A 13,451-nucleotide genomic window follows, 5' to 3' on the forward strand; every position below is an offset into this window, starting at 1 on the left:
GCTACTCCCTCATGGGGGTAGCTCTACCTATATATAAGAGAAGATGAAGCATATCCCTCAGCTCATCCTAGATAGCAGCCTGCCCTATCTAGAGGACCTCGCCCGTGAGGTGGGTGAGGTCACCACGCTCGCCAGCCGGGACTTTAGCCCCGAGCGCGTAGCCCAGGCGGATGCCCTGCTGATCCGCAGCGTCGTACACTGCGACGCGGCCCTCCTCTCGGGGAGCCGTGTGCGTATGATCGCCACCGCGACAGCGGGCTACGACCATATCGATGGCGCCTGGTGTGATGCCGCGGGTATCGCCTGGCGCAATGCCCCAGGCTGCAATGCGGGTGGGGTAGTGCAGTACGTCCTCTCGTCGCTGGCAGCCTGGTCGCTGGAGCGGGGTGTCGACCTCGAGGGGCTTACCCTCGGTATCGTCGGGGTGGGGCATGTCGGGGGGCGCCTCGCGGAGCGGGCTTCGGCTCTTGGCCTCCGTGTGCTACTCTGTGACCCTCCCCGTGCCGAGCGTGAGGGTGAGGAAGGCTTCCTCCCGCTGGAGACGCTACTGGAGCAGAGCGATATCGTCACGCTGCATGTGCCCTTGATACGTGCGGGGCGCTATGCGACGGTGGGGATGGTGGACGAAGGCTTCCTCGAGCACTGCTCCCGCCGCCCGCTACTCATCAATGCCTGTCGGGGTGGGGTAGCCCCCACGGCCCAGCTGCTGCGCGGACTGGAGTCGGGGCAGCTCCGTGACCTGATCCTCGACTGCTGGGAGGGCGAGCCCGAGATCTCGTCCGAGCTAGCGCGCCGTGCCTTCATCGCCACGCCCCACGTGGCGGGCTGGACGGCCGACGGCAAGTGGCGTGGCTCACGTATGGCGCTGGCGGCAGTTTGTGAGGTGCTGGAGCTCCCCGAGCCTCGCGGGCTCTGGGATAGCTCTGTGCTGCCGCAGCCCGAGGAGCCCGTCCTCGACCTCAATAGCCTCCCTGAGGGCGAGCGCATCCTGAGGGCACAGCTCCATAGCGCTGACCCCAGAGGCTGTAGCCAGCTGCTGAAGGCCGAGCCCGAGCGCTTCGCCGAGATCCGCCACGACTACGTCTTCCCTCGAGAGGCCTCCGCCTATACCCTCCGCGGGGTGCGTCCCGAGGAGCGGGAGGCGGTGGAGCGCCTGGGCTTCAGAGTCCAGGACTAGCCGTATCTTTGTAGGGCGCAGATTGATACTTACTTTAGTCCCCCACCCAGACGACCATGCCTAGGCGCTGCCTTACCCTCCTCGCCCTTCTACTGCTGCTGCTCCAGCAGGCACAGGCTCAGTACACCCTGCCGCTACAGCCACGTAGCGGTCTCCTCCAGCCCGTCGCTCAGGCAGAGCCCTCGGCTCGTCGTAGCCGTAGCGTAGGCCCCAGTACCGAGCGCCTCGTCCTCCCACCGCTGCCAGCGAGTGCCTACACCGAGGTGCTGGGGCGCGGACAGATGGCGCGTGTCTATACCTTCGCTATCGAACGCCCGCTGGAGCTCGGGGCCGATCGTCTCGGGCAGTACCTCACCGATGGGGCGGGCAACTACAGCTGGCAGGCGGTGATCCGCTCGACGGGGGCGCGCAATGTAGGCCTGCGACTCTCGCACTTCGCCCTGCCTCGCGGCGGGCAGCTCTACGTCACGGCGGCGGATGGGACGCGCATCGGGGCACTGACGGAGCAGAACAATTCGCCCGACAGCCTCCTGCAGCTGCGTCCGCTGGTGGGCGCTAGCCTGACGCTGCGCTACGACTTCCCCGAGGGCTATACTCCGCGTGGGGAGGAGCTCCCCTTCCGCATCGCGGCCGTCTACCATGGCTTCCGCACCTGGCATCCCGAGGATGACGACTTCGACACGGCACACCCAGGCGAGCCGCTCTATGACCTCGGGGGGCAGCGAGGCATCAAGGGCCTGCTCTGCGCGCCCAACGTGCTGGCCTATCCCCAGCGCTGGGCTCAGACGCGCAGCACGCTGCAGATCATCGTTGGGGGGACGCAGGCCTCCTCGGCTGCACTCATCAATAATACCCGCTCTGACGGTACGCCCTACGTGCTGACCTCGGCGCACTGCATCAATAGCCTCTACAGCGTGACCGATCTGGCGAAGGTGCGTGCTAGGGCCGCGACGACGGTCTTCTTCTTCGGGTACCAGAGTCCCCAGCGTGCGGGCTATATCCGTCCTGCCGAGGAGCAGACGCTGAGCGGGGCGAGCCTCGTGGCCTACAATGAGGACTCGGATATGTGCCTCCTGCGCATCGAGGGCCTGCCTAAGGCCAGCGACGGCACCAGCCTCCCCATCCCTGCCGCCTACAACCCCTACTTCGCGGGCTGGGATCGTACCGAGCAGCCCACGCTCCCATACTTTACCATCCATCATCCCGCCAGCAGTACCAAGCGCTACAATGAGGCGAACGACCGCTCGCTTAGCATCGAGGACTACGACATCAGCGGGGCAGGTGGGCGCGCTTGGTGGGGCAAGCACTGGCACGTCCATAGCTGGGCTACGGGTACGACGGCCGCAGGCTCCTCGGGCTCGCCGCTTTTCGACGGCTCGGGCTTCATCATCGGGGCCCTCTCGGGCGGAGGCTCGACCTGCGACAGCCCCTATGACGACTACTACTGGGCGCTGGCACGTAGCTGGACGCTTCCCGCAGGGAGCACGGATCGGTTAGGTGGGCTGGAGCCACATCTCGATCCTACGGGTAGCGGCGCCACGACCTGTGCAGGCTATGATCCTCTCGGGACACGCTTCGTGCAGCGCCTGAGCCTCTTCTACCCCGACCCTGCTACGCCCGATCAGCAGCGCCTCCTCCCGACCGATACCTACAGTCCGCAGCGCTCGATCCTCGAGCTCGGGAACGTCTTCACCCTCCCCGCGGAGCAGCGCCTACGTATCCTGGGGGCCTATGTCGTCTTCCGCAGCACCCGCCAGCTGGCCAAGACCCAGCTGCCTCAGGTAGCTCTCAGCCTCAGTCAGCTGGAGCGCAGTGGCAGCATCGCCCAGCCCATCAGCCAGTTTGCCTCCACACGTATGGGAGCCTACGTCGCCTATGATACGGACAAGGGCAGCTTCCAGGACCTCAGGCGCGCCACGCGCCTCGATAGCATCGAGGACTTCTTCCCCAATCCCAGCCCCGAGGAACTGAGCCTACCCGCAGGCGACTACCTCCTCTCGCTGCGCTCGGCCTCAGGCGATAGCCTCGGGCTGCCGCTGCTGAGCTATTCGGGGGGACGAAGCGAGACCGACTGGACCGCCTGGATCAAGGGCTTCGACGGCCGCTGGCAGCGCAACCTCAGCCTCCCCAATGGGGCCTACTGGATCGACCTCCTGGTGGAGACCGCGCAGCCCATACGCCTAGGACGCAGCAGTACACAGGCCGAGGAGCCGACCCGCTGCTACGCCTATGGGCAGCAGCTCTTCCTCGAGGGCGACTTCACCCGCTACACCAGCGTCGAGCTGCGCGTCTACAGCCTCCTCGGCGAACTGATCCAGCGGGACGAGCGCCCCTTCATGAGCCGCCGTCAGAGCTACCCCATACAGCTCCCACAGGGGAACTATCTGGCGGTCTTCACCCTACATCACAGCTCGGGCTCGCAGGAGCGACTCAGCCTCTACTTCACCCAGCCCTAAGCCCCCACTTCTCATCCTATAGTAATTGTATGGTCACACCCTACAACGATAATCAGACCCCGAAGGTCGAGCAGGTGCGCAAGATGTTCAACAACATTGCCCCCAAGTACGACCTCCTCAACCGCATCATCTCGCTAGGCCTCGATCGCTCGTGGCGGCGCAAGGCCCTCGGCATGCTGGCTCCCTACGCCCCTAAGCGCGTCCTCGACGTAGCCACGGGGACGGGCGACCTCGCCATCGAGCTGCTGAAGCATGTCCCCAGTGTGCGTGAGGTCCTCGGGATCGACATCTCGGAGGAGATGATGCGTGTCGGGGCAGGCAAGGTCGCCAGCCTCGGGCTCAGCCAGCAGATCAGCTTCAGCCGTCAGGACTCGACGGCGACGGACCTGGAGACGGCGAGCTTCGACGCAGCTACGATAGGCTTCGGGATACGCAACTTCACTGATATCCCTGCCGCTGCCCGCGAGCTTCACCGCCTCCTGCGCCCCTCGGGCGTGCTGGTGATCATCGAGCTGAGCGAGCCTACCAACCGCTTCCTCCACCTTGGCTACAGCCTCTACACACGTACGGTGATCCCTATGCTCGGGCGATTGTTGACAGGGGACAAAAGTGCCTATACCTACCTGCCCAAGAGCATCGCCGCCGTGCCGCAGCGCGAGCAGATGACGGAGATCCTGCGTGCAGCAGGCTTTCGTGAGGCATTCTACCACAGCATCTTCCCCGGTGCCTGCACCATATATATAGGCATCAATGCGGACTAGTGTGCGGGCAAAGAGCGGCCGCGCGGAAACGGAAATTGAAGATTATTAACTATCTTTACAAGCGAAAGTGGCTGAGCTACAGCCCTGAGTGCCAAGCACTGCCGTAGGGGAGCACAGCTGCGTATGTCTTCAAGGCTTGCAGGGATATGAAGGTATTGCAATTAGGTAAGTTTTACCCGATCAAAGGCGGGGTCGAGTGTGTGATGGAGATCTTCACCGAGGGCCTCGCCGAGCGTGGCTATCCGAGTGATATGCTCTGTGCTGCACACGATGGCCACGTGGGTGATATCATCCTTGGTGAGGAGTCGCGTATCATGTGCGCCCCCTCCCTGCTCAAGGTCGCAGCCACGATGATCTCTCCGATGATGATCGTCCGCCTTAGGAAGATCTGTCACGAGTACGACATCATCCATATCCACCACCCCGACCCGATGGCGACCCTCGCCTTATTCCTCTCGGGCTACAAGGGACGTGTGATCCTACATTGGCATAGCGATATCCTCAAGCAGAAGACGCTGCTCCGCTTCTTCAAGCCCCTGCAGAACTGGCTCATTAAGCGCTCCGATCTGATCCTTGGTACTACACCAGTCTACGTGGAGGAGTCTCCCTTCCTGAGGAAGGTGCAGCACAAGACCTCTTACCTCCCCATTGGGATAGACCCCACGCCCTGGCTCTCCGATGAGGTGAAGGAGCTGCGCAGCCGTTATCCAGGCAAGAAGATAATTTACAATATGGGACGCCTCGTCCCCTACAAGGGCTACCATCACTTGATACAGGCGATGGCCCTCCTGCCCGAGGAGTACATCCTATGGGTTGGCGGCGATGGCCCGCTGCGTGCAGAGCTCGAGGCCCTGGTGCGGGAGCTCGGGCTCGAGCAGCGCGTCGAGATCCTCGGCTACGTCCCCAGCGCCATGAAGCCCGTCTACTTCGGGGCCTGTGACCTCTTTTGTCTCAGCTCGACGATGAAGACCGAGGCCTACGCCATCGTCCAGGTCGAGGCCATGAGCCTAGGCCGCCCCATCGTCGCCACCGAGATCCCCGAGTCGGGCGTCTCCTGGGTCAATGCCCACGGCGTCTCTGGGCTGAACGTCCCGATCGAGGATGCCCCTGCCATGGCTAAGGCCATCCGCGAGATCTGTGAGAACCCCGAGACCTGGCAGCTCTATAGCCGCGGCGCCCGCCAGCGCTACTACGACGTCTTCACTAAGGTGGAGATGATCAACCGCCTCATCGAGATATACACCGACCTACTAGCCCAAACTGATCATAGGAAATAACAAAGACGCTCAATGAACTGTATCGAACGTTGCATCAAACGAACCTTCGACTTCACCCTAGCACTCGTCTCTCTGGTTCTCTTCTCGCCCGTGATGCTCGTCATCGCGATCCTGATACGACGTGAGGAGCCCGATGGGGATGTCATCTACACACAGGAGCGTGTAGGCTATAAGGGTCGTCCCTTCAAGCTCTATAAGTTCCGCTCCATGTATATGGATGCGGAGAAGGACAATGCTCCTCAGCTCTATCAGGAGCAGGATCCCCGTCTGACGAAGATCGGCGCCTTCATCCGCGCTCATCACCTGGACGAATTCCCCCAGCTGTGGAACGTCATCAAGGGGGATATGTCCTTCGTCGGACCTCGCCCCGAGCGTCAGTACTTCATCGACCAGATCAGCGCTGTGCGTCCCGACTACGAGCGTCTCTATGCGCTCCGCCCAGGGCTCTTCTCCTTCGCGACGCTCTACAACGGCTATACCGATACCTTGGAAAAGATGATCCGCCGCCTCGACCTAGATATCAAGTACCTAGAGAACTACTCCCTCTGGACCGACATCAAGATCATCTTCCTGACCTCCCAGTCCATCATCTTCGGCAAGAAATTCTAACACATGAATCTGAATAAATCTCTACGCTCCTGGAGTGTGGGGCTCTTGGCCTCAGTGCTCCTCCTCGCTACCTCCTGCGACCAGGTCTATCGCACCAACTACCTTCGCGACATGGAGGTCGCCAAGACCTATGGCGTCAAGTACGACATGGGGCTGACCATACAGAAGGGTGACAAGCTCAGCATCCTGGTCAGCAGTATCCGCAATCCCGAGCTGACCATCCCCTTCAACCCGCCTCAGCAGACCACTACGACGGCGAAGACGCCAGCTGGGAAGCGTATAACGGCTCCAGTGAGCAACGTCAGCCAGTTCCCCACGGTCAACTTCCCCGAGGGTGTCACGCCCACCCCTTCGCCTGCGGCCCAGGCGGCCTACCTAGTAGATGCTGAGGGCTGCATCCAGTTCCCGCTGCTCGGCTCAGTCAAGGTCACTGGGATGACCCTCGATCAGGTGAGCGAGTACCTGCGTACACGCCTGGTCTCGGAGAAATACCTCGCGGATGCCCACGTCACGACGACCTTCGATAACCTCCGAGTCTACCTCCTCGGGGCGCTTGGAGTTCATGAAAAAGAGCGCTACAATAACAATGAGTTCCCTAATAAGGGGGTCTTCCACCTAGATGATCCTCAGACCAATATCCTCGAGCTCGTTGCTCAGGCAGGCGGACTGATGGAGCAGGCCAACTATGAGCGCCTCAACATCATTCGTAAGGAGCCCAAGGGCTATGTCATCTATCGTGTGAACCTGCTCTCCAGCGACCTTTTCGAGTCTCCAGCCTTCATCCTGCGCCAGAACGACATCGTCTACGCCGAGTACAAGTATCGTCGTGATGCGGATCAGCGCACCTCACAGGCGCTGACCTATACCTCGACGATCGTCTCCTCGCTCGTCTCCCTGCTGGCTATCGTCACATTCTTCAAGAAGTAAGGATCTATGGCCACCCACGACTCTTCAGCCTCTGCCAACAAGGCGCAGGGGATGGACTTCAATCTGATTGACGTCTTCTTCTACCTGCTTCGCTACTGGCCCATCTACATCGTCAGTATCGCGGCCTTCTGTATCCTCAGCATGTACCGTAATGCGCGCATGCCCTACACCTATCAGTCTTCTATCCAGGTACTGATCCGTGAGGCCTCGCAGCGTACGATGCTGGATGCGGATATGGTGCGCGTGATGCGTAATACCTCGCGCCTCAACATGGAGAACGAGAAACTCCAGTTCTCCTCCCGCAGTATCCTCGAGCGCGCCGTACATACGGTCAATGCCAATGTCCTCTACCGGGTCAATGAGGGTTTGCGCTCCGTAGAGCTCTACGACCGTGCTCCCTTCTCGATACGCTTCCTCGATAGCCTGGACAACACCTCTTCCTGGGAGGTGACCTACCAAGATGCGGGGCATGTAGGCATCCGCCGTGCGGGTAGTGATCAGGTGCAGAAGGTGCCCCTCAACGTACCCGTACGCCTTGGCAAGGAGCAGTTCATCGTCGAGCCCCGCTCCAATTTCAATAGTCCCTGGGATCATAAGGAGATCAAGGTCGACCGTATGTCCTTCAGCAACACCGTGCGCTACTACCAGCATGCGGTCGTTGTCTCACAGCCACTGGAGCGCTCTTCGACGCTTGACATCACGCTGCAGGACCGCTCCAAGCGCAAGGCTCTCGACATCCTCCTGGCGCAGGTCGCTGCCTACAACCGTGAGGACGAAGAGGTGCGTAACCAGATCTCTAAGAATACCGCAGACTTCGTCAATGAGCGTATCGCTGCCCTCAGCGAAGAACTCGGGATCGTCGAGGAGGACATGGAGCGCTTCATGGTCAAGACCCGCACGATCGACTACGATAGTAAGGTGCTGCGCTACAATGCTCGTTCGGCTGAGACAGAAGTCGAGGCCTACGAACTCGAGACGCAGCTCAAGCTCGTCTCCTTCATGCTCTCGCAGCTCAGCAGCCCCTCTAAGGCCAATGACTTCATGCCGCTGAATATCGGCATCAATGCACCTGGCCTGGACGAACTCATCGCTCAGTACAACCAGCTGCAGCTGCAGCGCAACAAGCTCGTCGAGGCCTCTGGTGGTAGCGTCGCCAACCCCGTCATCACCAACTACGACCAGGCCCTCAAGGAGCAGCGTGCCGCCACCATCGAGGCACTCAACCGCTATGCCTCCGTCCTCCGTGTGCGACTGCAGAACTCCAATGGGCAGCAGTCCACCCTCGCAGGTGCCCTCCCCGACGTCTCGAGCAAGGGCCGTGAGAAGGCTGAGATCGAGCGCCGTCTGGAAATCCGTGAGCGTCTCTACACCGAGTTGCTCAACAAGCGCGAGGAATATGCCCTGCGCCAGGCCATGACTCAGGACAGCGCCTACGTCCTCGATATGGACGACGCTCCCTCTGGTCCCGTCAGCCCGAATAACTTCCGTACCTTCATGATCGCCTTCCTGCTGGGACTCGTCGTGCCTAGCATCTTCCTGATCATCCGCCTTGTGGTCGACACCAAGATCCACACGCGTAAGGATATCATGGACCGCGTCACGATCCCCTTCCTCGGGGACGTACCCCGTGCAGAGAAGAGTAAGGAAGGGCTCGGCCGTGTCGTCAGCGCTCAGGGTACCGATAGCGTGAGTGAGGCCTTCCGCGTGCTGCGTGAGAACCTCCGCTTCATGATCGGGACCAATGACAATAGCCCCAAGCGCATCATCTTCACCTCCTTCGGTGAGTCTGCGGGTAAGAGCTACGTGTCCTACAACCTTGCCCTCACGCTCATGGCCTCGGGCAAGCGCGTGGTGCTTGTCGACCTTGACCTGCGTAAGGGGACGATCTCCCGTCGTCTCGGCCTTCGTGGCGCTGGCGTCAGTGAGTTCCTCGCCAATCCGCAGATGAAGCTCAGCGACATCCTGCGCAAGGATCCCGCACACCCTGAGCTCGCTGTCATCGTCTCTGGTGCCGTGCCGCCCAATCCTACGGAGCTGCTCCTACATCAGCGCTTCGATGATCTGGCCGAGATGCTGACCGAGCAGTTCGACTACGTCCTCTACGACAACGTGCCCTTCGGTAGCGTCGCCGATGCTGCCATCGCCAACCGTGTCGCTGACCTTACGCTCTTCGTGCTGCGTGCCGGTAAGTTCGACCGCCGTGCTATGCCTGACCTGCAGCGCATCTACGATGATCAGGTGCTGACCAATATGGCCATCATCCTCAACGATGCTCAGGGCAGCGGCCACGGTTATGGCTACGGCTATGGCTACGGTTATGGCTATGGTTACGGCTATGGCTACGGCTACGGTCACAAGAAGCGTACCCTGCGTCAGCGCATCATGCACCGCCTAGGCTTCAAGGTCAAGTAGCCACGTGCTACGGCACCTGCCTCAGAGCTTATGATCCCTTCTGCACCTCAGCCTCGGCTCACGGTCATCGTACCGGCGTACAACGTCGCCCCTTGGCTCGAGCAGTGCATCCAGTCCATCCGTCAGCAGAGCCTCACCGACCTCGAGATTATCGTGGTCGATGACGGCTCGACTGATGCGACGGGCGAGCTCCTAGAGGCCTGGGCTGCTGAGGAGCCACGGCTCAAGGTCCTACATCAGCCCAATGCGGGGCAGTCAGCGGCACGCAACCGAGCCCTCGAGCTCGTCCGCAGCCCCTACTTCACCTTTGTCGACGGGGATGATTACCTCAGTCCCGAGGTGCTCGAGGAGGCGGTCGCTTTGCTGGAGTCCGAGCCTGAGCTCGGGCTGGTAGAGTTTGGCTTCGTCGAGGAGTATCCCGACGGACGGTGCCAGCCGCAGCTCCACAGCTCACTACGCTATACCTCGCTCGAGGCCGTGCGTAGCCTCGCCCTGTCGGCAGAGGTCTCGGGCATGCCCTGGGGGAAGGTCTACCGCAGCTCTGTGGCCTCTGACCTACGCTTCCCCGAGGGGCGGATCTTCGAGGATACCCCCTTCGTGCTGGAGGTGCTCATGAGGACTACGGCCTACGCCTACCTCCCGAGCTGTGGCTACCACTATCGCGTCATGCGCTCAGGTAGCTCTACAGAGCACTGGGATGGGCGCCTTTGCCACCTCTTTGAGAACGTCCTAGAGCTGCGCGAGCGCCTTATCGAGCGCGACTCCCCCTACCGCCCGCTGGTCAATGAGCTCCTACTGAGACGGCTCATCATCTTCGTCCTCTGGGCCGACCGCCATCGGGCGGAGCAGCCCGAGCTCCTTGCGCTGCTGCTGCCCTATACCCGCTCCCTGCACGGAGAGCCCCTTGCCCCAGGAGGCTGGGGCATACGGCTGAGGAATGAGCTCTTCCTCAGAGCTCCTCGCCTCTTCCTCGGGATCAAGCGTTTCCTACCTACACCTCAATATAGTTAGTCCCTCCACTTCTGCCCATGTACGAGCAACTCATCTATTGCATCGCCAAAGAGTATATCGTCCTCAATACGTCCTCAGCCCAGGCCACACGAGCGCTCCTGCCGAACTACGAGCCCTTCCGTGTCGACGCGTTGCCTGAGGGACAGCAGCCGCTCTTTACCTTTACGGGCGATGTGGACCTCAGTGGCTATAAGCGCCTTGACCTCCTAGAGGACAAGCCGAGCGAAGCTACCCATGCCCGTATCTATCGTACGCAGGGGGAGCGGCTGATCCTAGAGCTGCAGATCTTCCGCCAGTCGCAGAATATGCTCATCGGCGAGGACTGGCGCGAGCTGCAGTCCGACGTGCAGATGGATGACCTCTCCTCGGCAGAGCACCTCAATAGGCTCCTGCTCATCGGCTACGCGGCGGCGATCGCTCCGCACCGCATGCTCAAGGTGCATGCCTCGGTGACGATGCTACGCGGCCGTGCGCTCCTCTTCCTTGGGGTCAGCGGTACGGGCAAGAGCACGCACAGCCGTCTGTGGCGCCGCTATGTCCCCGGTGCCGAGCTGCTCAATGACGACGAGCCCATGGTGCGCGTGGAGGATGACGGCTCCGTCCGTGTCTATGGCTGCCCCTGGAGTGGGAGCACACCTTGCTACCGCAATGAGTCGGCCGAGGTCGTGGCCTTTGTCCATCTCCATCAGTCACCCGAGAACAAGCTGACGAAGCTACATGGGCGTGATAGCTTCGACTCCCTCTACTCCTCCTCGGCCTTCCTGCATTCGGACAAGGTCCGCCACTTGGCGATCTTCAACACCGTGGCCGACGTCCTGGAGCGTATCCCTGTCTATCGCCTCGACTGCCGTCCCGACGAGGAGGCGGTCTCCTGCACGCGACCCTTACTGGAGAACTAGATGAGCGACGAGCGTAGACCTAGTACGCGGCGGGGAGCACCGTCGCGCATCACGCTGGAGGATGCCTTCGATGATGTCCTGAGCCGCATAGCTGAGGGCTATCGGGTGGATATTATCGCCAAGGGGCGCAGTATGCTCCCCTTCATCCGCAGCCAGCGGGATGCGATCACGCTCTCGCCGCTGACCGAGGAGTCCATCCAGCCGGGGCGTGTCGTCCTGGTGCGGATCTCGCGTGGCTACGCTATTCATCGTATCGAGACCATCTACCCGGGCGGGCGCATCATCCTCCGCGGGGATGGCAATCCCTATCAGCGTGAGGCCTGCATCCCGCGTCAGATCCTAGCGGAGGCGACCTGCGTGCGTCGTGGTCGTCACCTCATTACCCAGGGCAGCTGCCTCTGGTGGTGTGCCGAGCATCTGTGGCCAAGTATGCCCTTCCTGCGCCGCGCGCTGCTTTTCGTCTACCGCCGCACGCTGCTGCGCTGGGGCTGCTAGCTAAGCTTACCCACTTACGAAGGCTACTGCACCTACTCGGGTGCGGTAGCCTTTTTTGTTTCTAGTGCAGCGCCCGTCCCGAGTCGCTATTGCTCTCGGGGCGGGCTCTTTGTCTTGTTCTGGGAGTCCACCTAGGCCTTAGGGCAAAGGGGGCAGCGCTAAGCCCCAAGCCTCCTTCGGTGAAGCTGGGGTAGGTCCTGTGGGGCAGTCTAGGCCAAGGGTAGGGCGGGTGAGGGATATCAGTCAGCGCCGTGAGGGACGCCCGTCAGCGTCGCGGGGGATATCCCTCAGAGGACCGAGGGATATCACTCAGGGGCGCTCCCGCAGGAGGGTCGCCTTACTTCGCCGCCTCAGGCCCGTGGCTGGGCGAGGTGGGGCGCCTCGCTGGGCTACTTTGGGGGCAAGGCGTCCCTAGGTGCGCGGATAGCTGTGCGGGGGTAGGTGCTGCCTTCGCCCGACTTCGCGCTTGTCTCGGCGGCGGCTCTTGTGCCAAATCCCTGTATCTTTGCACTATCTAGATAAGACAAGGTATGAAGGAGACCCTAAGCTATAAGGAGGCCGCCGCGCGCCTCGAGCAGATCGTCCGCTACATAGAGCAGGACAGCCCCGATGTCGATGAGCTCACCAAGCTCGTAGAGGAGGCGGTGAAGCTCTCGAAGTACTGCCGCCGCAAGCTCACCGAGGCCGATAAGCAGCTGACGAGCCTCATGGCGCAGCTCAGCGAGGATAATGAGGAGGCCCATGGCTAGCCTGCAGGCGGGGCGCTATGCCCTACTGGTGGCAGGCGGCAGTGGCCTGCGCATGGGTGCGGCGCTGCCCAAGCAGTTCCTCCCCTTAGGGGGGCGACCCGTCCTGATGCACACGCTGGAGCGCTTCGCCCCGCTGGTGGAGCGTATAGTCCTCGTACTTCCCGAGGAGCAGCGCGGCTACTGGGCAGAGCTCTGCCAGCAGCACGACTTCACCCTCCCGCACGAGGTGACCGCGGGCGGCGAGACGCGTTTCCATTCCGTCGCAGCAGGCCTGAGCCTGCTTCCCGAGGAGGGGCTAGTCGCGGTACATGACGGGGTACGTCCGCTGCTGAGCGCTGGGCTCATCGAGGCTTGCTTCGAGGCGGCCGCGCGTGCTGAGGCCGCCCTCCCAGCCTTCCCCGTCACCGACAGCCTGCGCCAGCTGCACGAGGGGAGCAGTCGTGCCGTCGACCGTGCCGACTACGTCGCCGTACAGACGCCGCAGACCTTCCAGCTGCACCAGCTGCACGCCGCCTACCGCCAGCCCTACCGCCCGAGCTTCACCGATGACGCCTCCGTCTGGGAGGCGGCGGGCTTCGCAGCCCCCGAGCTGGTGCCTGGTGAGGCGCAGAACATCAAGCTCACCCAGCCGCTGGACCTCAAGCTCGCCGAGCTCCTCCTGAAGGACTAAGCCCACTC

Annotated in this window: 12 protein-coding genes; all 12 read left to right on the top strand. The window is 61.9% G+C overall.

From position 1 onward, the window contains the following. Positions 1–43 precede the first annotated feature (43 nt). Positions 44–1,177, top strand: a complete 1,134-nt coding sequence (locus Q0248_RS06645) for a 4-phosphoerythronate dehydrogenase (RefSeq protein ID WP_299320916.1) — start codon at positions 44–46, stop codon at positions 1,175–1,177. Between the two features lie 56 nt (positions 1,178–1,233). Continuing rightward, the gene (locus Q0248_RS06650; protein ID WP_299320918.1) at positions 1,234–3,633 is read left to right on the top strand and encodes a trypsin-like peptidase domain-containing protein; all 2,400 of its coding nucleotides are present in this window, start codon (positions 1,234–1,236) and stop codon (positions 3,631–3,633) included. Between the two features lie 29 nt (positions 3,634–3,662). Beyond that, positions 3,663–4,394, top strand: a complete 732-nt coding sequence (gene ubiE / locus Q0248_RS06655) for a bifunctional demethylmenaquinone methyltransferase/2-methoxy-6-polyprenyl-1,4-benzoquinol methylase UbiE (protein WP_299320919.1) — start codon at positions 3,663–3,665, stop codon at positions 4,392–4,394. A 146-nt stretch (positions 4,395–4,540) separates the two neighbouring features. Further along, positions 4,541–5,671, top strand: coding sequence for a glycosyltransferase (locus Q0248_RS06660; RefSeq protein ID WP_299320921.1), 1,131 nt, complete (start codon positions 4,541–4,543; stop codon positions 5,669–5,671). A 12-nt stretch (positions 5,672–5,683) separates the two neighbouring features. After that, positions 5,684–6,280: a sugar transferase gene (locus tag Q0248_RS06665; protein WP_299320922.1), complete on the top strand. Its 597-nt coding sequence runs from the start codon at positions 5,684–5,686 to the stop codon at positions 6,278–6,280. 3 nt (positions 6,281–6,283) lie between these two features. Next, complete coding sequence (locus Q0248_RS06670; protein ID WP_299320924.1) at positions 6,284–7,207, top strand: polysaccharide biosynthesis/export family protein; 924 nt, start codon at positions 6,284–6,286, stop codon at positions 7,205–7,207. 6 nt (positions 7,208–7,213) lie between these two features. Then, complete coding sequence (locus tag Q0248_RS06675) at positions 7,214–9,619, top strand: polysaccharide biosynthesis tyrosine autokinase (protein ID WP_299320925.1); 2,406 nt, start codon at positions 7,214–7,216, stop codon at positions 9,617–9,619. A 30-nt stretch (positions 9,620–9,649) separates the two neighbouring features. After that, positions 9,650–10,630 (top strand): glycosyltransferase family 2 protein, encoded by a 981-nt coding sequence (locus tag Q0248_RS06680; protein ID WP_299320927.1) that lies wholly within the window; start codon positions 9,650–9,652, stop codon positions 10,628–10,630. Between the two features lie 17 nt (positions 10,631–10,647). Next, on the top strand, positions 10,648–11,529 hold the full coding sequence (locus Q0248_RS06685) for a hypothetical protein (protein ID WP_299320928.1): 882 nt from the start codon (positions 10,648–10,650) through the stop codon (positions 11,527–11,529). Continuing rightward, the gene (locus tag Q0248_RS06690; protein ID WP_299320929.1) at positions 11,530–12,024 is read left to right on the top strand and encodes a S24/S26 family peptidase; all 495 of its coding nucleotides are present in this window, start codon (positions 11,530–11,532) and stop codon (positions 12,022–12,024) included. 530 nt (positions 12,025–12,554) lie between these two features. Beyond that, a complete protein-coding gene (gene xseB, locus Q0248_RS06695; protein ID WP_299320931.1) occupies positions 12,555–12,773 on the top strand; it encodes an exodeoxyribonuclease VII small subunit in 219 nt (72 codons plus the stop codon). 1 nt (position 12,774) lies between these two features. Further along, on the top strand, positions 12,775–13,443 hold the full coding sequence (locus tag Q0248_RS06700; protein ID WP_299321037.1) for a 2-C-methyl-D-erythritol 4-phosphate cytidylyltransferase: 669 nt from the start codon (positions 12,775–12,777) through the stop codon (positions 13,441–13,443). Positions 13,444–13,451 lie beyond the last annotated feature (8 nt).

The sequence above is a fragment of the uncultured Porphyromonas sp. genome (assembly GCF_938046015.1).
Classification (GTDB): domain Bacteria; phylum Bacteroidota; class Bacteroidia; order Bacteroidales; family Porphyromonadaceae; genus Porphyromonas.